This window comes from Phyllobacterium sp. P30BS-XVII (genome assembly GCF_014138335.1).
Classification (GTDB): Bacteria; Pseudomonadota; Alphaproteobacteria; order Rhizobiales; family Rhizobiaceae; genus Phyllobacterium; species Phyllobacterium meliloti.
The window spans coordinates 359,631-380,854 of record NZ_JACGXO010000005.1; the positions used below are offsets into that span (position 1 = coordinate 359,631).

Here is a 21,224-nt window from a genome sequence, read left to right on the forward strand (position 1 = left end):
TCGCTCAATTGCGTCACTGAGTTTGCCGGGCGTTGTGTATTCCGGTTTGAAGTGCCGGGAACGGTTTCCCGGGGTGCAATCTGTATTGATGAGATCGTGCATCGATTATCGACATGCCAATGGATGAAACGGGTTCCGGATACAAATGATACGCTTGATCGGATATTTTTTCGGAATCGGCACCGTCATGGCGCTTCTGGCGGCAGGCGGCGCGGCGCTTTATGTGGTCAATGTATCGAAAGACCTGCCTGACTACGAAGTTCTGGCCAAGTATGAACCGCCTGTGATGACGCGCATTCACGCGTCTGACGGTGCGCTCATGGCGGAATTTGCACGGCAGCGCCGGCTTTACCTGCCTATTCAGGCCATTCCTGATCGTGTGAAAGCTGCGTTCATTTCAGCGGAAGACAAGAATTTCTACCAGCACCCCGGTGTTGATATCAGCGGCCTTGCGCGCGCTGTCATTGTCAACATTCAGAACTGGGGCTCGCGCCGCCCGGTTGGTGCCTCGACAATCACCCAGCAGGTCGCCAAGAACTTCCTGCTTTCTTCCGATCAGACGATGGGCCGTAAGGTCAAGGAAGCCATCCTGTCTTTCCGCATCGAGCAGGCCTATTCCAAGGACCGCATTCTCGAGCTTTATCTGAACGAAATTTTCTTTGGCCTGAATTCCTATGGTATTGCCGGTGCCGCGCTGACTTATTTCAACAAGTCGGTCAATGAACTGACTGTTGCAGAAGCTGCCTATCTTGCCGCTCTTCCCAAGGGGCCATCCAATTACCATCCCTTCCGCCAGACCGAGCGGGCGATTGAACGCCGCAACTGGGTGATCGATCGTATGGCCGAAAATGGCTATGTGACCGCTGAAGAAGCGAAGACAGCAAAGGCGGAGTCGCTTGGCGTGACGCCGCGCCATACGGGCAATTATCTTTTCGCATCTGAATATTTCACCGAGGAAGTCCGCCGGGAGATTATCAACAAATATGGCGAGAACGCTCTTTATGAGGGCGGTCTGTCGGTGCGCACGACTCTTGATCCGAAAATGCAGGTGCAGGCGCGCGCCGCCCTGCAGCATGGTCTGTTCAAATATGATGAGGCCAAGGGTTATCGCGGCCCCTACAAGACCATCTCGACCATTGGCGACTGGGGTATTCCTCTCGCAGAGATCAAAGCATTCTCCGATGTTCCGGACTGGCAGCTTGCAGTTATCCTTGAAGTGACGCCCACGGAGGCCACAATCGGCCTTCAGCCGGAGCGTAACGATGCGAACGGTCTGGTGCCGGAGCGCAAGAAGGGCACGATTGCGGCGGCTGACATCAAATGGGCCATGAACCTCTATAAGGATGGCAGGCGCACACCGGTAAAATCGCTGGAAGGCGTGTTCAAGCCGGGTGATGTTGTATTTGTGCAGAAGAAAGAGGGCAGTGATACGGCCTTTGATCTGCATCAGGTGCCAGGCATTGAAGGTGCCATGGTGGCCATGGACCCGCATACGGGCCGTGTTCTGGCTATGGTGGGCGGCTTCTCCTTTGCCCAATCGGAATTCAACCGTGCAACGCAGGCGATGCGTCAGCCCGGTTCGTCCTTCAAGCCGTTTGTCTACTCAGCGGCGCTTGATAATGGCTATACTCCCGCATCCGTGGTGCTTGATGGACCAATCTCCGTGGATCAGGGCGGCAGCCTTGGTGTGTGGGCGCCGAAGAATTATGGCGGCAACTTTGCCGGACCATCGACCTTGCGCTATGGCATTGAACAGTCACGTAACCTGATGACCGTGCGTCTGGCACAGGATATGGGCATGAAGCTTGTGGCTGAATATGCCGAACGTTTTGGCATCTATGACAAGATGCTGCCGGTTCTGGCCATGGCGCTTGGATCTGGTGAGACGACGGTCATGCGCATGGTGACTGGTTATTCGATCATCGCCAATGGCGGGCGCAAGATCACACCATCGATCATTGACCGTATTCAGGACCGTTACGGCAAGACCATCTTCAAGCATGATGAGCGCAAGTGCGAAACCTGTACTGCGGAAGACTGGAAGAACCAGCCAGAGCCTGAACTGGTTGATGACCGCGATCAGGTGCTCGACCCGATGACCGCCTATCAGATCACATCGATGATGGAAGGTGTTATCCAACGCGGTACGGCAACGATCCTTAAAAGCCTGAACCGTCCTATCGCTGGTAAAACAGGTACGACAAACGATGAAAAAGATGCCTGGTTCATGGGCTTCACGCCTGATCTGGTGATTGGCCTCTATCTTGGCTATGACACGCCGACGGCGATGGGCCATGGCGGCACTGGTGGCGGCCTTGCTGCGCCGGTGGCCAAGGATTTCTTTACCGCTGCCATGCAGGGCCAGCGTTCGGTTGACTTCCGCGTGCCAGAGGGCATGACCGTGGTCTCTATTGATCGCAAGACGGGTATGCGTGCCACGGAAGGCCAGCCCAATGTGATCATGGAAGCCTTCAAGCCGGGCACAGGCCCTGCGGACAGCTATTCCGTCATCGGCATGGGTACATTCTCGGAAGGTGCGCCGGTTGAGGTGCAGTCCCCGAACGTCAACAGGGCCATTCAGGGCGGCGGCGGCGGGCTTTTCTAACCGCCCCAAACCCGGATAATTCGTAAAGCTTCAAGACTTTACATCGCGCGGACCAGTGAATATGGTCCGCCGCAATTCGAAAATAACGATAAATGCAGAAGGAACGGACAGCCAATGCGCGCTGAAATCGAGACGCTGGTCGATGAGATCAAGCAGGCCATAAGCCTGCTGAGGAGGCATCTTTGACTGGGATACGTCAATCAAACGCCTTGGCTATCTGAACCAGCTTGCCGAAGACCCTGCACTGTGGAATGACGCGCAGGAAGCCCAGAAGCTTATGCGCGAGCGCCAGCAGCTGGAAGACGGCATCAACTCCATCCGCACACTCAGCCAGTCGCTCGAGGACAATATCGAGCTGATCGCCATGGGCGATGAGGAGGGTGACAAATCCATCGTTGCCGAGGCGGAAGAGGGCATTCGTGCCATCAAAGTGGAAGTCGACCGACGCCAGATCGATACGCTTCTATCCGGTGAAGCCGATGCCAACGACACCTATGTCGAAGTGCATTCCGGCGCCGGTGGTACGGAGAGTCAGGACTGGGCGTCGATGCTTTTGCGCATGTATACGCGCTGGGCCGATCGCAAGGGCATGAAGGTCGAACTGCTCGAAATCCATGACGGTGAAGAAGCCGGCATCAAGTCCGCCACCATCCTGATCAAGGGCCACAATGCCTATGGTCTGATGAAGACGGAATCGGGCGTGCATCGTCTGGTGCGTATTTCGCCTTACGATTCCAATGCGCGGCGGCACACCTCCTTTTCCAGTATCTGGGTTTACCCGGTCGTCGATGACAATATCGAAATTGCCGTGACGGAAGCCGATGTTCGCATCGATACCTACCGCGCTTCCGGTGCCGGTGGCCAGCACGTCAACACGACGGACTCCGCCGTGCGCATCACGCATATCGCCACGGGTATCGTGGTGCAGTGTCAGGCGGAACGCTCCCAGCACAAGAACCGTGCCACGGCGTGGTCCATGTTGCGCGCGCGTCTCTATGAAGCCGAACTGGAAAAGCGCGAGCAGGCGGCTGACGCCATCTCCGCATCCAAGACCGATATTGGCTGGGGGCATCAGATCCGCTCCTACGTCCTGCAGCCCTATCAGCTGGTCAAGGATTTGCGGACGGGCGTTGAAAGCACCAGCCCGCAGGACGTGCTCGACGGTGAAGTCGATATGTTCATGGAAGCTGCGCTGGCACACCGCGTCCATGGCACTGATGTGGACGTGCAGGATATCGCCTAAAAATTCTGGCACATTGCCCGAACCAGAAAAACCGGCAGGATACGCTCCTGCCGGTTTTTTTGTATTCAAAACTTGCGATGCGGAGTGCCGTTAAAGCGCCGTCGCAACCTCACGGCCAATTGTGAGGAAACCGGCGGGATTGATGGCGCTGCCATTTCTGCGCACTTCATAGTGCAAATGCGGGCCGGTGGAGCGGCCCGTGCTGCCGACCTTGCCGACAATATCGCCGATGCTGATCTTCTGGCCGACGCTGACGAGAATCTGGCTCATATGGCCATAGCGGGTCGACAGGCCGTTTCCATGGTCGATCTCGACCATATTGCCATAACCGCCATTATAGCCAGCCTCGGTGACTGTGCCATTGGCTGTAGCATGTACTGACGAGCCTGATATTGCGCGGAAATCCATGCCGGAATGAAACGCCATGGAGCCGATGATCGGGTCCTTGCGCACGCCAAAGGTGCTGGACACAGGCATGCCCGGAACCGGATTGGAAATGGGAATGGTTTTGGCAAGGCTTTTGGCGCTTTCCAGCCGTTCCAGCGCCTGATCGAGATCATTCAGCTTGGCATCAAATGGAGCAACACTCCCGGCGGGAATGAACGGGCCACCAATATCTGACTTTTCATCGAGGGCCGGTTTAACGCCGGTGGCTGCCAGTGCTTCCATGATCTTGTCGGCATTTTCATAGGCCGTGTTGGACAGCGTCTGCATCTGCGCGATCTGTTTGGCTTCGATATCCGTGAGCGATGTATTGACTGATTTCAGCAGAAGTTCCGCCTTGTCGACGCTTTTCGCCGGTTTCTCACTGCGCGGTGCCGGTTTGTGCGAGACTGGCGTTGGTCCTGTAATGATCGGATCGATGCCATAGAATGCTTCGTCATCCTGCGACCGCACAACGTCCTGACCATTGCTGTCCATCGGCGCATTGTCTTCCACAACGGGCGGGATAGCGGCACCCGCATGTTCTGCACGCTCTAGCATGGGTGCGAGCTTGTCATGCCGTTCAGCCAGCGATTTCTGCCTGCGGATCAGTTCAGATACTTTGGTTTCCATAAGCTGCTGGTCGAGCATCTGACGGCTGGTGACCTGATCAAGCTGGGTGCGCAGATTGGCTATACGGTCCTCATAGGCCTGCTGCAACCGTGCCTGACGGGCAACGCTGCCGCTGATCAGATCGTCACGGAAAACCAGATAGGATGTGGCTATCAGATAGGTTCCCGCCAGCGCGAAGGCGAGGGTGCCGCCAAGAATGGCTGCCCAGGGCCGCAGGGTAAAATGACGAATAGTTTCACCCCGCGCGATGATGACCGTGTGGGGTTCTTTCTGATTGCTGAAGATGGGGGAATGTTTTGCCTTCTTCATGGCCGCTCTGCTCGTCATTTTTAGCTTCAGTTCTTGACGGGCATTACACTCCGTTATGGTTAACAAACCCTAACGGAGTGGCATTTTTCCATTCATTTCAAGGACAAGATGACCTAGAGCGCCTTGGTGGCTGCGAGAACTTCGGCTGCGTGGCCCGGAACCTTCACCTTGTTCCAGATCTTTGCGATCTTGCCGTTCGAATCGATCAGGAACGTCGTGCGTTCAACGCCCATATATTTGCGGCCATACATGCTCTTTTCAGCCCAGACGCCATAGGCTTCCAGAATGGTCTTTTCCTCGTCGGCAACAAGATCGACCTTCAAATCATACTTTGTCTTGAACTTGTCGTGCTTCTTGGTTGGATCGGGCGACATGCCGATGACTTTCGCACCAAGCTTTTCAAATTCGGGCTTCAGTCCGGAAAACTCGATCGCTTCCTGGGTGCAACCGCTTGTATCGTCCTTCGGGTAAAAATACAGGACAACAGGTTTTCCGCGCAATTCCGCCAGCGAAAGCGTGCCGCCACCGTCACGGGGAAGGGTAAAGTCCGGGGCGGGATTGCCGATTTCCAGAGTTGTCATAGGAATGCCTTTCTTTCATCATTGAATGCGAGCCTCACTTGGGCAACTATAAGAGAGGCAAGGGAATCGTCTACGGTTTCCCACATGATTCCTCAATTGGCTTGGGAATTTGACAGAGAAACCGAAAAGAGTCCGTTTTACAAAGCGCGACTTCCTGAAATTTCATCATTACCCGTCTGCGGTCGAGCAGGGCGAGGTGCCGGTGGCTATGCCTGCCCGCCGCTCGCGGTTTCGATTCGTCTGTGGCGCATTTGCGTCGTTCCTGCTTCTTCTCGTGGTTCTTGCCGGAATAGCCTTTGTGGTGTTGCGTGTCGGCATTGGCGGGGAAGCACTGACCCAGCGCGCGCAGACCGCGCTCAAATCCGTTGTCGGCCCCGATACCGATGCCACGATCCAATCGGCTCAGATCTCGCTTGATCAACACAGGCACGTCGCGCTTGAAGCGCGCAACGTCAATATTTCCGACGTCAAACGCGGTGTGGAGATAAAGAATATCCGCTCGGTGCGTATCGGTCTGGCCACGCTGCCGCTTTTGCAGGGCAGTGTGCAGGTACAGAGTCTTGGGCTTGACGGGGCGCAGATCAAGGTTGCCAGTCAGGAGCCTTTCGATTTCATGTCGATTGTGCCGCAGGATGATCGCGGTCTTGTTAATCTTGATGGCGTTTCGGAGCTGCTTTTTACCGGGCTGCAGAATGCTGTCTCCTTGCTGGATCAGCGCGAAACCCGTGACATCACGGTCTCCGATACGACTTTTGATTTCACCGTTGCCGGTCAGCCGGAAAGCCTGCGTATTATCAATCTGGAACTGGCTGAAACGGGCGGTCCTGTCGCAATCAAGGGAACGGTCGAATGGCGGGGCAAGGTGATCGATGTGTCGGCGCAGGTCAAACGTGCCGCCATCGGTGCCAAGATCGATTCATTCTCACTGGCGATCAGCAAGATTCCGCTCATTGGCACACATGGCATAGAGCCTGTGCCGGATGCCGATGGCATTAAGCCTGATGGTTCATACTTCGCCTATAACAACGAAGCCGAAATCAAACTGGATGGTGTTGCCGGTGCGCCGACCGTGCCGATGCGGGTTTGGGGTACCCTCAATGTGAGCGAAGGTCCCGTCAGTATCAGCAATGTCTCGGACATGGGCGCCAGCACCCAGATCAATTTCGAACATGTTTTCGGCACGAAAAAAGTCGAGATTACACCGTCGAGCATCCATTTCGGTGGATTCAAGGGCGTCGTTGAAGGTGCCATCGGGCCAGAGCCATTGCCCGACGATGCAACAGCTGTCGCGGCTGCGGTGAACCCCGGATATCGTTTTGAGCTGGTCACGCAGGAAGCAAGCTCGGCACCGCAGGATTCCACAGAGCCGCCGCTTGTGTTCAATGCGCGAGTGACCGGGCGATATGCGCCGGGTGAGAAAAAACTCGACCTTTCCGAGATCGCCGTGCGCAGTGATGGCGAGAATGAACTTTACGGGCAGGGCAGCGCAACCTTTGGCAAGGGTTCGCCAGCCATGACGCTGGCGCTGCGTGTACCAAAGATGCCGACAGCGCAGGTCAAGCAGCTATGGCCGATCTGGATTGCCACCGGTGCGCGTCGCTGGGTTCTCGATAATATCGTTGGCGGCGAGGTAAAGGACAGCCGCATTGACGTTATTTTCGCCGCTGGCCGTTTCGATGGTCCGGGCAAACCGCCACCCCTGACGGCCGACGAAGTGCAGGTTGATTTCAACGTGCAGGATACGCGCTTCGACATTGTTGGAGATTTGCCACCTATCCGCGATGCGAATGGCGCTATCAGCGTGCGCGGCGCCTATACGACCATCAAGCTGCTGAAAGGTTCGGCCTTTACGCCCGGCAACCGCGAAGCGCGTATTGTTGATGGTACGCTGATCATTCCGTGGGGTCCGCAGCGTCCGGTGCTTTCAGAGCTTGATCTGAATATTGCCGGTGATGCCTCTGCTATTGCCGAGATTGCCGGTTTTAAGCCGATTAATGCAGTGAAAGGTGTGCCCTTTACGCCAGATGATATCAGCGGCGATGTCAAAACACATGTTCTTGTGACATTTCCAGTGACACGCCACGCGCCGCAGGGAAGTTTGCAATGGTCAGCCGAGATCGATCTGAATGGCGTGAACCTTTCCAAGAAGTTCGATGGCCAGACGATTACCAATGCCAATGGCACACTCAACGTCAACGACACCGAGGCGAATATCGACGTCAAGGCGCAGCTGAATGGTGTTCCGGCCAATATTACGCTGTTTGAACCACTCGGCAGCAATCCCGCCAAGCGCAAGCAATCGGTCTCGCTGCAGCTGGACGATAAAACGCGCAATACGCTATTCCCAAGCCTTGATCCGTTTATTTCGGGGCCTATCACCGTCGATATTGATAAATCGGCTGATGGCGGTCAGATTGCTACTGCTGACCTGAGCAAAGCCGAAGTGAAGCTGGCACAGCTTGGCTGGACCAAGGGCGCCGGGGTGAAAGCCACGGCAAAATTCGGCCTGCAGCAGGATGCGGACAATATCAGCATCAAAAACCTCGATGTCTCCGGCGAAACCTTCCGGTTGCGCGGAGACATATCCGTGGTCAAAGGCGACCTTGCCAGCGCGGATTTCAGTCAGGTCAGCCTCAACCGCACCGATGATATCGCCGTCAAGGTATCGCGCACCGGCTATGGCTACCGGGCAGATGTGAAGGGCAAGTCATTTGACGCGCGCTCGCTGCTCAATCAGGTGACGGACAAGAAGCAGAGCGGCGATAACAGCGATAAGAAACGCGTTCTCGTCAATGCGGATATTGATGATGTTCAAGGCTTCTTTTCGGAAAGCTTTGGCAATGTCTCGCTGTCCTATGAGAGCGTCGGTTCCAATGTTTCCGGTCTCGCTTTCAACGCGGTGACGAAATCCGGCCAGAAGGTCATCGCTACGGACAGTTCGGAAAGCGGCGCGCGTTCGGTCAACCTTCAGTCGAAGGATGCTGGAGCCGTGCTGCGCTTTACCGGATTCTACGACAAGATGCAGGGCGGCAGCATCACCGTTACGCTCGATTCCAAAGGCGATGGCCCATTGCGCGGGCAGATCGATGCGCGTGACTTCACCCTCGTCAATGAACCAAGATTGGCAAGCCTTGTTTCGTCGTCGCCGAACGGTACCAGTCTCAACGACGCGGTGAAGAAGAATATCGATGTGTCGACGGTTACTTTCGAGCGCGGCTTTTCCCAGATCGAGAAGGGCAAGAATTATATCAATCTTGCCAATGGCGTTGTGCGTGGTTCGACTATTGGGACGACGTTCCAGGGTGTATTGAGTGATCCGCAGGGCAATATGGCTCTGACAGGCACATTCATGCCCGCCTATGGCATCAATCGCATCTTTGGCGAACTGCCGGTGCTCGGCCTGCTGCTCGGCAATGGCCGGGATCGCGGCCTGATCGGCATTACCTACAAGCTGCAGGGCCCACTCAAACAGCCGCAGATTATCGTCAATCCGATTTCGGTTATCGCACCGGGTATATTCAGGTCAATTTTCGAGTTTCAATAGAAAATACTCAATAGAGCAAAACTGGGTGGTTTTGTTGCGGGGTGGGGATGGTGGTTCGTAGTTCGTGGTTCGACAAGCTCACCATGAGGGAGAGAGGTGATGCAAGGGAGTCAAGTTCTGCACTCTTTGCTCAGCACTCTTTGCGATTAGTGTTGCATCCTCACTCTCCCTCATGGTGAGCTTGTCGAACCACGAACTACGAACCACGCACCCCACCCCCGCAAAATCAACCCGTTATGCGGGGCGGACCAGAATGTGTTTCTTCTTGCCCAGTGACAGCTTGATTACACCATCGCCCGTCACATCAACCGTTGAAACCTGCGCCTTTTCATCGGAAACACTGGCATCGTTCACACGCACCGCACCGCCCTGAATGTGGCGGCGGGCTTCACCGTTCGAACCCGCAAGACCAGCCTTCACAAGCAGTGTCAGAATACCGATACCGCCATCAAGCTCGCTCGTGGCGATATCGATGGATGGCAGGTTGGCGGCCAATGCACCTTCCTCGAAGGTTGTGCGGGCGGTTTCAGCCGCCATTGTCGCGGCTTCACGGCCATGAACGATAGCAGTTGCTTCCGTTGCGAGGATTTTCTTGGCTTCATTGATCTCAGAGCCGCCGAGTGCTTCCAGCCGGGCAATTTCATCAAGCGGCAGGCGCGTGAAGATTTTCAGGAAGCGCCCCACATCGGCATCCTCCGTGTTGCGCCAGTACTGCCAGAAATCATAGGGGCTGAAGGCATCCTCATTGAGCCAGACCGCGCCGGAGGCCGACTTGCCCATCTTGGCACCCGAGCTGGTGGTCAGCAGCGGGGTGGTCAAGGCGTAGAGCTGCTGGGTTCCCATGCGGTGGCCAAGATCAACGCCGTTGATGATGTTGCCCCATTGGTCCGAACCGCCCATCTGCAATACGCAGCCATGACGACGGTTGAGTTCAACGAAGTCGTAGCCCTGCATGATCATGTAGTTGAATTCGAGGAAGGAGAGGGACTGTTCCCGGTCGAGCCGCAGCTTGACGCTGTCGAAGGACAGCATGCGATTGACAGAGAAATGGCGGCCAACATCGCGCAGGAATTCCACATAGCCAAGACCCATCAGCCAATCGGCATTGTTGACCAGAAACGCATCGGTCGGACCCTCGCCAAAACGCAGAATGCGCGCGAAAATCCGCTTGATGCCCTCAATGTTGGTGTTGATCGCTTCGGGTGTCAGCAGCTTGCGCTGCTCATCACGGAACGAGGGATCACCAACCATTGACGTGCCGCCGCCCATCAGCGCGATGGGCCGATGTCCGGTTTCCTGCAGCCAATAGAGCATGGTCGCGGAAATGAGGTTGCCAATGTGCAGGCTGGTGGCCGTCGCATCATATCCAACATAGGCAGTCACTGTCTCCTTGGCGAAAAGCGCATCCAGACCAGCCTCATCGGAGACCTGATGGATGAAGCCGCGCGTGGAAAGCGTGTGCATAAAGTCGGATTTGAAGGCAGACATGATTTTTCCTGAAACTTTTACGTAGGGAAGCATCCGGCATGAAGAAACGTGCCGAACAAGACGTGGCCGTTTAACATCATTCGGGACCGAATCACAAGAAAGGGTGTGACGTGACAGCGATAAGGCGGGCAATTGGCCTGATGAGCGGAACATCCATGGATGGAATCGACATCGCGCTCCTCGAAACCGACGGCAAAAACGAGGTCCGGCGCGGGCCCTCAGGCTTTGTCGCCTATGAGTCGGCATTCCGCCGCCGGATCGAGGCGGGGCTCGATGAAGCAAAATCCATTCGTACGCGCCATGAACGCCCCGGCAGTCTGGCAGCAATTGAACAGGAATTGACCAAGCGGCATGGTGAGGCGGTGCTCGGCTTTCTGTCCGATCATAAGCTAAGCGCCGATGCCATTGATATTATTGGGTTTCATGGCCAGACAGTTTTGCATCGGCCGCTGGAAAAACTGACGGTACAGTTGGGTGATGGCAAGTTGCTGGCTGACATGATCGGTATTCCTGTGGTCTACGACATGCGGGCCAATGACATGGTGCATGGCGGACAAGGCGCGCCGCTCGTTCCCGTCTATCATCAGGCGCTCGCTGCACGGGTTCCTGTCGAGCTTGGCAAGGGCAAGCCCGTTGTTTTCGTCAATATTGGCGGTATTTCCAATGTGACGATCATATCGGGGAGTACCGATCCGATTGCCTTTGATACGGGCCCCGGTAACACGCTGATCGACCAGTGGGTGCAGGACAGGGCGGGAATCGCTTATGATTCCGGTGGGACCATTGCCAGCGAAGGTCAGGTGCTGACCGAGGCCGTGGGGCGTTACATGGCAAAGCCGTTCTTTGATCTGAAACCGCCAAAATCGCTCGACCGTAATGATTTCACGCTCGAAGATCTTGGCAACCCTGAGCTTGCCGATGGTGCCCGCACGCTCGCCAAGGTCACAGCCGATGCCATTCTCGAAGCCAGTGCCTATGCACCCGACAAGCCCGCGCTGTGGGTGATCTGCGGTGGCGGTCGCAAAAATGCGACTATCATGGCTGATCTGACTGATGGGGCAGCCAAGACCGGCGCAGCGGTTATCGCCGCTGAGGAATTGGGTCTCAACGGCGATTCGATGGAAGCGGAGGCCTGGGCCTATCTCGCCGTGCGCGCACTCGATGGCTTGCCGCTGACATTTCCAACCACAACGGGGTGCGATGTGGCAGCGCCGGGCGGGGTGGTAGTAGGAAGTAGGAAGTAGGAAGTAGGAAGTAGGAAGTAGGAAGTAGGAAGTAGGAAGTAGGAAGTAGGAAGTAGGAAGTAGGAAGTAGACTGCATCGAAGCGGTTCGTGGTCCGCCGTTCGACAAGCTCACCATGAGGGAGAGGAGTGGGGTCCAGGGAGCCAAGTTCTGCAATGGTGGAGATTAGCATTGCAATCCTCACTCCCCCTCATCCTGAGCTTGTCGAAGGGCGCGACAATGCTTTTGCAACCCACGTCTCTTTCTCATGGTTGTTATGTCGAACCACGCACCATGCAGAGGGGTGATTGCATCTCCAATTGCAGTTGCGGAATATACCTCCCCATTACCACGCCCGCTTTTGCGTCTGGCTATTGATGAGGTGGGAAAGACGGGCGATCCAAAGGGGAACGCGGAAGTCTTGGTATTGGTAGTGTAGTCAGTGCGTTCCCCGGAGATTTTCCTGTTCCAACCAAGAAAATAACCGGATCACCCGTCCCGATGACTGGTTTTACCCTTGTGAGATAAAACCGCTTCCCCTGCAAGGTTAACAGCCCCGCAGACGAAATCACCGATCCTTTCCTGACTTCAGAAAGTTTCCGGAGCATTCCCGCCGGAAAGGACACCATCAGAATAAACGAGGCAGGATGGTGTTGGATAAGTTGGTGTATTTTTTTGAAAATAGGTGGTTGCATGATTGTTGTGCGTGGTTCGACAAGCTCACCCTGAGGGAGAGTGAGGATGCAAGGGAGTCGGGTTCTGCAACGTTGTCGATTAGCATTACAGCACCTCTCTCCCTCATGGTGAGCTTGTCGAACCACGAACCATTTTCATACAGAACCCGTTCAAATAAAAAATCCCCGGGTTTTGGCCCGAGGATTTGTAATGCAGCACGAATGCCCGAGACCTTTAGCGCAAGCGTTTTGGTTTGGCTTCCACCAGTTCGCCATTCAAACGGCGGTCGAGATAATCGGAGCATTCGGTGATTACTTCATCAGTCATGCCGGTGAAGAAGTGATTGGCGCCGACCATCGTTTTCTGGGTGATGGTGATGCCCTTCTGGGTCTTCAGCTTGTCAACCAGTCCCTGAACGTCCTTGGCCGGGGCAACCTTGTCCTGATCGCCGTGCAGGATGAGACCTGAGGAGGGGCAGGGTGCGAGGAATGAGAAATCATAGGTGTTCGGCTGCGGAGCAACCGAAATAAAGCCTTCGATCTCCGGACGGCGCATCAAAAGCTGCATACCGATCCATGCGCCGAAAGAATAACCGGCAACCCAGCAGGTTTTCGAATCAGGATGCAGCGACTGAACCCAGTCAAGCGCACCGGCGGCATCGGACAGTTCGCCCGAACCATGGTCGAATTCGCCCTGGCTGCGGCCAATGCCACGGAAGTTGAACCGCAATGTCGTAAAACCGCGCTGCTGGAACATGTAGAACAGATCGTAGACGATCTTGTTGTTCATGGTGCCGCCAAATTGTGGATGCGGGTGCAGCACGATGGCTATTGGCGCATTTTTTTCCATCGAAGGCTGATAACGGCCCTCAAGACGGCCCGCAGGTCCATTGAAAATTACTTCAGGCATGTGTACTCCACTCTTCGCCACAGGGTTCCTGTTTATCAGCCGGACTTGACGGCGATCAACAGCACCCATAAAACCAGTTTAGAACCGTTCAAAACTGGTGTAGAATTTGTCTCGAAGCGGCTTCATAGGCCGGTCCGAGGTTGAATTTCAAGAAAATTGCGCTTTTTGAAAGCGCATAGTTCAAAAGAACAGGAATTACGACAGGTATGGCCCCAAAACGCGCCTATCTCGACTACAATGCCAGTGCGCCGCTGCTCGCGGTGGCGCGTGATGCTGTGGTCGATGCTCTGGCGCAGACGGGCAATCCATCGTCCGTTCACAGCGAAGGCCGTGCCTCAAAAGCAATTCTTGAAAGCGCCCGCCGTGAGGTGGCCGCTCTGGTCAATGCCAAACCTGATCATGTGTTCTTTACATCGGGTGCCACCGAGGCCGCGTCAACCCTGCTCACCCCGCATTATGTGATGGGACGGGCACCGGTGCGGCTTTCGCGGCTTTATGTCAGTGCCAGCGAACACCCATGCATGCTGGCGGGCGGTCAGTTCGCGGCGGAGCAGATTGAAACAGTTTCCGTTGATAGCAATGGCCTGCTCGATCTTGGCCAGCTGCGCGCATTTCTCGCCGCCCATGACAAGAGCGAAGGTCTGCCACTGGTTGCCGTGCAGGCTGCTAACAATGAAACCGGCGTTTTGCAGCCGATTGGTGAAATCGGCAGGATTGTCAAAGAGTTCGGTGGATTTTTTGTGGTCGATGCCGTGCAGGCGGCAGGGCGAACTCCTCTTGATATCACAACGTCTTCTGCTGATTATCTCATTTTGTCATCGCACAAGATCGGTGGCCCCAAGGGCGTTGGCGCAATTATTGCTGTTTCCGATCTGGTCATGCCGAAAGCGCTCGTGCGCGGCGGCGGACAGGAAAAGGGGCATCGCGCCGGAACGGAAGCCTTGCCCATCATCTCAGGTTTTGGCGCGGCGGCGCGGTTTGCCCGTGAAGCGCTTCTGGGTGGAGGCTGGGGGCTTGGCAACAGGCAGCTGATCGAAGACGGCATCCGCTTCATAGCATCCGATGCGGTTATCTATGGCGACACCGTGGACAGGCTTGCCAATACTACGTTCTTCAGTCTTGCAGATATGAAGGCGGAAACCGTTCAAATCGCTTTCGATCTGGCGGGAATTGCGCTATCGGCAGGCTCTGCCTGTTCTTCGGGAAAAGTTGGACCAAGCCATGTGCTTGCGGCCATGGGTTTTGGCGATGGAACGGGCGGCCTGCGGGTGTCCACATCGCCTGAAACCACGCAGGACGAGATAGCGCTTTTTCTGGATGCGCTGGCAAAAATTGTTGCGCGGCGCGACCGGACCAAGCCGGCTGCTGCCGATGCGGCGTGAAATATTGCGATTATTGGCAACAACTTGCCGGTAATTGCAAAAAATCCGGTAAATACCGGTGTTAAATCGTGCGTTAGCACACTACATTGAGGCAAATATTCAAGACGACACACGCCTTGACGTTTGCAACTGCGGGACCTTGAATCCCGCGAGGATGGAGAACGCCAATGCCTGCCGTGCAGGAAACTATTGATCAGGTCCGCACCCTGGATGTGGACCAGTACAAGTATGGCTTTGAGACCCTTATCGAAATGGATAAGGCGCCAAAGGGCCTTAGCGAAGATATTATCCGCTTTATTTCGGCCAAGAAGAATGAGCCGGAATGGATGCTGGAATGGCGCCTGAAAGCCTATGAACGCTGGCTGACCATGGAAGAGCCCACATGGGCGCGGGTGGATTACCCGAAGATCGACTTTCAGGACATGGTTTATTACGCTGGACCAAAGAACCAGACGGGCCCGACATCGCTTGCCGAGGTCGATCCGGAGCTGCTGCGCACCTATGAGAAGCTGGGTATTCCGCTGAAAGAGCAGGAAATCCTCGCGGGCGTGCGCAAAATGGGCGAGCCGAGCCCTTCCGATGAGGAAGAAGCCAGCGACAATGTCTACAAATCAGGCCGTGTGGCTGTTGATGCGGTGTTTGACAGTGTGTCTGTTGTCACGACCTTCAAGGCGGAACTGGCCAAAGCGGGCGTCATCTTCTGTTCGATTTCCGAGGCAATTCGCGAGCATCCGGAACTGGTTAAAAAGTATCTGGCTTCTGTTGTGCCGGTATCCGACAATTTCTATGCGACGCTGAATTCGGCTGTCTTTACTGATGGTTCGTTTGTCTATGTGCCCAAGGGTGTTCGCTGCCCGATGGAACTGTCGACCTATTTCCGCATCAATGAGCGGGATACCGGCCAGTTTGAGCGTACGCTGATCATTGCAGAAGAGGGTGCCTATGTGTCCTATCTCGAAGGCTGCACGGCACCGCAGCGCGACGAGAACCAGCTGCATGCGGCTGTTGTGGAATTGATTGCGCTTGACGATGCCGAGATCAAATACTCGACCGTGCAGAACTGGTTCCCCGGTGATGCGGAAGGCAAGGGCGGCATCTACAACTTCGTGACCAAGCGTGGCGATTGCCGTGGCAAGAACTCCAAGATTTCGTGGACACAGGTTGAAACCGGTTCGGCGATCACATGGAAATATCCATCGGTGATCCTGCGCGGCGACAATTCACGCGGCGAGTTTTATTCCATCGCGGTTTCCAATGGTCATCAGCAGATCGACAGCGGCACCAAGATGCTGCATCTCGGCAAGAACACGTCGAGCCGCATCATCTCCAAGGGTATTTCGGCTGGAAAGTCGAACAACACCTATCGCGGTCAGGTTTCGGCCCATCGAAAGGCGGAGAATGCGCGTAACTTCACCCAGTGTGACTCGCTGCTGATCGGCAATGATTGCGGTGCGCATACGGTGCCTTACATCGAGGCGAAGAACGCCACCGCCCAGTTCGAACACGAAGCGACCACCTCAAAAATTTCCGAAGATGCGCTGTTCTATGTGATGCAGCGCGGCATTCCGGAAGAAGAGGCGATTGCGCTGATCGTCAATGGCTTCGTCAAGGAAGTCATTCAGGAACTGCCGATGGAATTTGCCGTGGAAGCGCAAAAACTGATCGGCATCAGCCTTGAGGGGAGTGTCGGATAAGGATGACGACGGAGGAGACCAAACCAGAGGCCAAGCGGAGAGATAAACCCAAATATGTTTATCTGAGAGACCGTATGGAAGGCCCAGGTTGGTTTCTCTTGCGATTGCCTCAAACGGTGCAGTTCCTAATAGCAGTCGTTTCAATTTGCGGAACAGCTTATGGCAGTTATCTGCTGCTAATCCGCTAGCCATGTAACTTTCGGGCGCCAAGCGCCAAGACGAATAAAAGATTTAGCAAGGGATCGCCGAGGCTGATCCCACGGAATTCAAAGGGTAGTACAATGCTTGAGATCATCAACCTGCATGCGAAGATCGCAGATACGGACACCGAAATCATTCGCGGCCTGAACCTTACGGTCAAGGCGGGTGAAGTGGCGGCAATCATGGGGCCGAACGGTTCCGGCAAGTCGACGCTGTCCTATATTCTTGCGGGCCGCGAAGACTACGAAGTCACATCAGGTGACATTCTCTACAATGGCGAATCCATTCTGGAACTCGATCCATCCGAGCGTGCAGCCAAGGGCATTTTCCTGGCATTCCAGTATCCGATGGAAATACCCGGTGTTGCGACGATGGAATTCCTGAAAGTGGCGATGAACTCGCAGCGCAAGGCGCGCGGTGAAGAGCCACTAAAAATTCCTGATTTCATCGCCCGCGTCAAAACCGCTGCGGCATCGCTCGATATGGATATTGCCATGCTGAAGCGTCCGCTCAATGTTGGTTTTTCGGGCGGCGAAAAGAAGCGTGCGGAAATCCTGCAGATGAAACTGCTGGAACCAAAGCTCTGCGTGCTTGATGAGACCGATTCCGGCCTCGATATCGACGCGCTGAAGATTGTTTCGGATGGCGTGAATGCACTGCGCTCGCCTGACCGTGCGGTGATCGTGATCACCCACTATCAGCGTCTGCTCGACTATATCGTTCCGGATAGTGTCCACGTCCTTTACAAGGGGCAGGTCATCAAGTCAGGCGACAAGAACCTTGCCCTCCATCTCGAAGAGAACGGCTATGCCGATATCATCGGCGAGGCAGCCTGAGGAGCGACGTTATGAATGTTCACACAGGACGCCAGCCGACAACCGCAGAAGCGGCGCTGGTCGACTCCTTCGTCGACCGGATGGGCGAATTGCCGGGCGATGCGGAAATCGTCAGCGCGCGTGACAATGCAATCGAGGCATTGAAGACGCAGGGCCTGCCGTCGCGCCGTGTCGAAAGCTGGCACTATACCGATCTGCGCACCTTGCTGCGGAGCGTTGCTGCCTATGACGGCGCGGCTGGTACCAATGCCTTGCCAGCCGTTATTCAGGGATCAGCTGTTGCCACAGTGTCCAATGGTGTTGCGCTGAATGCGCCGCGGGTTGAAGGTGTCGAATTCACCAAATACAGCGAAAAACTGGCCGATGGATCGGTGATCCGTGATCTCGCCATTCGTGGCGGCGATGATGCAATCGGCCAGATCAATGCGGCTTACGTGACCGATGGCTGGGCGGTGAATATTGCCGATGATGTCGAGCTTGAAGCGCCGCTGGAACTGCAGAATGCGCAGGTGCGCGGGCAGGGCCATGTGCGTTTTGCCGTCAAGTTCGGCAAGGGCAGCAAGGCAACCATTATCGAGCGTCAGACAGGCGGCGAGGGTGAGGGCTTTTCAACATCCATCAGCAATATCACTGTTGCCGATGATGCAGAGATTGTCTGGATCATCCTGCGCGAACAGGGGATTGAAGCCACACAGCTTGCCCAGTTCACCGCGACTATCGGTACCAATGCCAAGCTGACGGTTTATATCGTCAATGCGGGCGGCAAGCTGGTGCGGCAGGAAGTGCATGTGCTGTCCAAGGGCGAGGGCTCGGATTTCCAGCTGCGCGGTGTCAATCTGCTTGGCGGTGACAGCCATACGGATGTGACGATGACGCTCGGCCATCTGGTCGAAAACACCACGTCGGTGCAGATCATCCGCAATGTGGTGACAGACCGGGCGCGCGGTGTCTTTCAGGGGCAGATCAAGGTCAACCGGATCGCCCAGAAGACCGATGCGCGCATGGCCTGCAACACGCTGCTCCTGTCCGATGATGGCGAATTTGATGCCAAGCCGGAACTCGAAATCTTTGCCGATGATGTGGCCTGCGGCCACGGTGCGACGGTGACGGAAATCGACGGCAACCACCTGTTCTATCTGCAGGCGCGCGGCATTCCGGAGAGCGAAGGGCGCGGCTTGCTGATCAAGGCATTCGTGGCTGAAATCATCGAAGAACTGGAAAGTGAACCGCTGGTCGAAGCTCTGGAAGCTATTCTCGACAAGTGGCTGGCTGTTCATGTCTGATTGTTTGCCTGCCGGTCGATCCGGCAGGTATTCGACCCAAACGCAGGAAAGCGCGGGCACTATGGATACGAAGATTATTCAGGCCGGTTATGATGTCGAGGCAATCCGCCGCGATTTCCCTATTCTGTCGCGTGAAGTCTACGGCAAACCGCTTGTCTATCTCGACAATGGCGCTTCGGCACAGAAGCCGCAGGCGGTCATTGATGCGATCACGCATACCTATTCGAATGAATATGCCAATGTGCATCGCGGCCTGCATTTCCTGTCTAACGCCGCTACGGATGCCTATGAAAAGGCGCGCGAAAGTGTCCGGCGCTTTTTGAATGCGGCTTCTGTTGACGAGATCGTTTTCACCAAATCCGCTACCGAGGCGATCAATACGGTCGCTTATGGCTATGGTATGCCCAATATTGGCGAGGGCGACGAGATCGTCCTGTCGATCATGGAGCACCATTCCAACATCGTGCCGTGGCATTTCATCAGGGAAAGGCAAGGTGCAAAGCTGGTCTGGGTACCTGTCGATGAGCAGGGCGCATTCCATATCGAGGAATTCGAAGCGCGGTTGACTGATCGTACCAAGCTGGTTGCCATCACCCATATGTCCAACGTGCTTGGCACGGTGACGCCGATCAAGGAAATCGTCCGCATTGCCCATGCGCGCGGCATTCCGGTGCTTGTCGATGGCAGTCAGGGTGCGGTGCATCTGCCCGTTGATGTGCAGGATCTCGGCTGTGACTGGTATATTTTCACTGGGCACAAGATTTATGGTCCGTCCGGCATTGGCGTGCTCTATGGCCGCAAGGAAAAGCTGGAAGCCATGCGTCCGTTTCAGGGCGGCGGCGAGATGATCGAAGAGGTGACGGAGGATATCGTCACCTATAACCATCCGCCGCACCGCTTCGAAGCCGGTACGCCGCCAATTGCACAGGCCATCGGTCTTGGTGCAGCCATTGAATATGTGGAGAGGATTGGCCGCGCCGCCATTCTTGCCCATGAGGAAGATTTGCGCGACTATGCGCATGAACGGCTGCGCCAGATCAATTCGCTGCGTATTTTCGGCGATGCCAAGGGCAAGGGCGCGATCATCTCCTTCGAACTTGCCGGCATTCACGCCCATGACGTATCAATGGTTATCGACCGGGCGGGTGTTGCGGTGCGTGCGGGCACACATTGTGCCCAGCCGCTCTTGAAACGTTTCGGCGTAACATCCACATGCCGTGCATCGTTTGCGATGTATAATACAAGAGACGAGATCGATGTTCTCGCCGATGCGCTGGAAAAAGCGCGGAAATTCTTTGGGTGAAGACGATGACCGATAAAGTCGAGACGCTGGAAAAAGACGAGGCTGTGAAGCCGGATGCACCTGTGGAGACTTCCGAGGTGAGCGGCGCTGTTTCTGCGTCAACCATTCCAGCCGATGAACTGGCACGGATGACCGACGATATTATCGGCGCACTGAAGACGGTCTACGATCCGGAAATCCCCGCCGATATCTATGAGCTGGGCCTTGTCTACAAGATTGATATAGAGGACGATCGGTCTGTAAAGATCGAAATGACCCTGACAGCACCCGGTTGCCCGGTTGCCGGCGAAATGCCGGGCTGGGTGCAGGATGCGGTAAGCTCGGTCGAAGGCGTCAGTTTTGTTGATGTGACGATGACTTTCGATCCGCCATGGACGCCTGATCGCATGTCAGAAGAAGCGCAGGTCGCCGTCGGCTGGTACTGATCCAGCCGCGCGTGTTTCAGATATTAGACTAAAGTCTAATTGCCAGAAGTCCCACAGCCAAGCATGATGTGGTTATCCGCTCTGCACCGTTTGTTGCAGACAGTTTAACCGGTCATGTCCCGGATGCCATCGATGACACATAATGTCATCGAATATGTGGTGGGGGCATCACCCAGCGTTTGAATTTGTTTTATTATGATTTTTGATTTGCCTATTGCCGTATGGATTGTGCGTTTTGGCACAGCGGGCATTATTTTGCTTACACTCAAGGCCGCGTGGCACTGGCACGCATCAACAGAGATTCTCACACGAGCGGATATTGCCGGATTGCTTGATGGTCGGTCTGCCATAAGTTGCGCAGCCGAGTCCGTGCTGGAACAGGCAGAACAGAACGCAAAAGGCTCCCTGGCTGCAGCGCTGGCATGCCTGCTGGTCGCCATTGTCAGCCTTGTCAGTTATTTCTAGTGC

General features: G+C 55.4%; 15 protein-coding genes. 11 read left to right on the plus strand and 4 right to left on the minus strand.

The features are described from left to right. Positions 1–145 precede the first annotated feature (145 nt). Together FHW17_RS16420 and prfB are read left to right on the plus strand one after the other, a co-directional pair. The gene (locus FHW17_RS16420; RefSeq protein ID WP_112524924.1) at positions 146–2,605 is read left to right on the plus strand and encodes a penicillin-binding protein 1A; all 2,460 of its coding nucleotides are present in this window, start codon (positions 146–148) and stop codon (positions 2,603–2,605) included. 114 nt (positions 2,606–2,719) lie between these two features. Then, a protein-coding gene (gene prfB, locus FHW17_RS16425; protein ID WP_112524926.1) for a peptide chain release factor 2 occupies positions 2,720–3,848 on the plus strand; the annotation gives its coding sequence in 2 pieces (ribosomal slippage) (positions 2,720–2,788 and positions 2,790–3,848; 1,128 coding nt in all). Positions 3,849–3,938: 90 nt separating this feature from the next. Here the strand turns inward: prfB and FHW17_RS16430 are convergent. Together FHW17_RS16430 and bcp are read right to left on the minus strand one after the other, a co-directional pair. Next, a complete protein-coding gene (locus FHW17_RS16430) occupies positions 3,939–5,213 on the minus strand; it encodes a M23 family metallopeptidase (RefSeq protein WP_113096252.1) in 1,275 nt (424 codons plus the stop codon). A gap of 113 nt (positions 5,214–5,326) precedes the next feature. Next, on the minus strand, positions 5,327–5,794 hold the full coding sequence (gene bcp / locus FHW17_RS16435) for a thioredoxin-dependent thiol peroxidase (RefSeq protein ID WP_091877088.1): 468 nt from the start codon (positions 5,792–5,794) through the stop codon (positions 5,327–5,329). Positions 5,795–6,002: 208 nt separating this feature from the next. Between bcp and FHW17_RS16440 the strand changes: the two genes are divergently transcribed. Further along, on the plus strand, positions 6,003–9,338 hold the full coding sequence (locus tag FHW17_RS16440) for a DUF3971 domain-containing protein (RefSeq protein WP_246706882.1): 3,336 nt from the start codon (positions 6,003–6,005) through the stop codon (positions 9,336–9,338). A gap of 234 nt (positions 9,339–9,572) precedes the next feature. On the opposite strand, the gene tyrS is transcribed toward FHW17_RS16440, so the two are convergent. Then, complete coding sequence (gene tyrS, locus FHW17_RS16445) at positions 9,573–10,826, minus strand: tyrosine--tRNA ligase (protein ID WP_182510342.1); 1,254 nt, start codon at positions 10,824–10,826, stop codon at positions 9,573–9,575. Positions 10,827–10,936: 110 nt separating this feature from the next. Between tyrS and FHW17_RS16450 the strand changes: the two genes are divergently transcribed. Next, a complete protein-coding gene (locus FHW17_RS16450) occupies positions 10,937–12,070 on the plus strand; it encodes an anhydro-N-acetylmuramic acid kinase (protein ID WP_182510343.1) in 1,134 nt (377 codons plus the stop codon). An 887-nt stretch (positions 12,071–12,957) separates the two neighbouring features. Here FHW17_RS16450 and FHW17_RS16455 read toward each other — a convergent pair. Then, positions 12,958–13,632, minus strand: a complete 675-nt coding sequence (locus tag FHW17_RS16455) for an alpha/beta hydrolase (RefSeq protein WP_112529776.1) — start codon at positions 13,630–13,632, stop codon at positions 12,958–12,960. A gap of 206 nt (positions 13,633–13,838) precedes the next feature. Here FHW17_RS16455 and FHW17_RS16460 point away from each other — a divergent pair, with 206 nt between their 5' ends. The 7 genes from FHW17_RS16460 to FHW17_RS16490 all read left to right on the plus strand — a co-directional run bounded on the left by FHW17_RS16460 (position 13,839) and on the right by FHW17_RS16490 (position 21,221). Beyond that, on the plus strand, positions 13,839–15,014 hold the full coding sequence (locus FHW17_RS16460) for a cysteine desulfurase family protein (protein ID WP_182510344.1): 1,176 nt from the start codon (positions 13,839–13,841) through the stop codon (positions 15,012–15,014). A 167-nt stretch (positions 15,015–15,181) separates the two neighbouring features. Next, complete coding sequence (gene sufB / locus FHW17_RS16465; RefSeq protein ID WP_182510345.1) at positions 15,182–16,708, plus strand: Fe-S cluster assembly protein SufB; 1,527 nt, start codon at positions 15,182–15,184, stop codon at positions 16,706–16,708. Between the two features lie 281 nt (positions 16,709–16,989). Continuing rightward, the gene (gene sufC, locus FHW17_RS16470; protein WP_091877072.1) at positions 16,990–17,745 is read left to right on the plus strand and encodes a Fe-S cluster assembly ATPase SufC; all 756 of its coding nucleotides are present in this window, start codon (positions 16,990–16,992) and stop codon (positions 17,743–17,745) included. Positions 17,746–17,756: 11 nt separating this feature from the next. Beyond that, a complete protein-coding gene (gene sufD, locus FHW17_RS16475) occupies positions 17,757–19,028 on the plus strand; it encodes a Fe-S cluster assembly protein SufD (RefSeq protein WP_182510346.1) in 1,272 nt (423 codons plus the stop codon). A gap of 61 nt (positions 19,029–19,089) precedes the next feature. Next, positions 19,090–20,331: a cysteine desulfurase gene (locus tag FHW17_RS16480; RefSeq protein ID WP_182510347.1), complete on the plus strand. Its 1,242-nt coding sequence runs from the start codon at positions 19,090–19,092 to the stop codon at positions 20,329–20,331. A 5-nt stretch (positions 20,332–20,336) separates the two neighbouring features. Further along, a complete protein-coding gene (locus FHW17_RS16485; protein WP_112529788.1) occupies positions 20,337–20,756 on the plus strand; it encodes an SUF system Fe-S cluster assembly protein in 420 nt (139 codons plus the stop codon). 195 nt (positions 20,757–20,951) lie between these two features. After that, complete coding sequence (locus FHW17_RS16490) at positions 20,952–21,221, plus strand: hypothetical protein (protein ID WP_182510348.1); 270 nt, start codon at positions 20,952–20,954, stop codon at positions 21,219–21,221. Positions 21,222–21,224: the final 3 nt, after the last annotated feature.

Coding starts and splice junctions, on each gene's coding strand:
- FHW17_RS16440 (WP_246706882.1), top strand. CDS start 6,003: ATGCCTGCCCGCCGCTCGCGGTTTCGATTCGTCTGTGGCGCATTTGCG.
- sufC (WP_091877072.1), top strand. CDS start 16,990: ATGCTTGAGATCATCAACCTGCATGCGAAGATCGCAGATACGGACACC.
- sufB (WP_182510345.1), top strand. CDS start 15,182: ATGCCTGCCGTGCAGGAAACTATTGATCAGGTCCGCACCCTGGATGTG.
- FHW17_RS16455 (WP_112529776.1), bottom strand. CDS start 13,632: ATGCCTGAAGTAATTTTCAATGGACCTGCGGGCCGTCTTGAGGGCCGT.
- tyrS (WP_182510342.1), bottom strand. CDS start 10,826: ATGTCTGCCTTCAAATCCGACTTTATGCACACGCTTTCCACGCGCGGC.
- sufD (WP_182510346.1), top strand. CDS start 17,757: ATGAATGTTCACACAGGACGCCAGCCGACAACCGCAGAAGCGGCGCTG.
- FHW17_RS16480 (WP_182510347.1), top strand. CDS start 19,090: ATGGATACGAAGATTATTCAGGCCGGTTATGATGTCGAGGCAATCCGC.
- FHW17_RS16490 (WP_182510348.1), top strand. CDS start 20,952: ATGATTTTTGATTTGCCTATTGCCGTATGGATTGTGCGTTTTGGCACA.
- bcp (WP_091877088.1), bottom strand. CDS start 5,794: ATGACAACTCTGGAAATCGGCAATCCCGCCCCGGACTTTACCCTTCCC.
- FHW17_RS16420 (WP_112524924.1), top strand. CDS start 146: ATGATACGCTTGATCGGATATTTTTTCGGAATCGGCACCGTCATGGCG.
- FHW17_RS16460 (WP_182510344.1), top strand. CDS start 13,839: ATGGCCCCAAAACGCGCCTATCTCGACTACAATGCCAGTGCGCCGCTG.
- FHW17_RS16485 (WP_112529788.1), top strand. CDS start 20,337: ATGACCGATAAAGTCGAGACGCTGGAAAAAGACGAGGCTGTGAAGCCG.
- FHW17_RS16430 (WP_113096252.1), bottom strand. CDS start 5,213: ATGAAGAAGGCAAAACATTCCCCCATCTTCAGCAATCAGAAAGAACCC.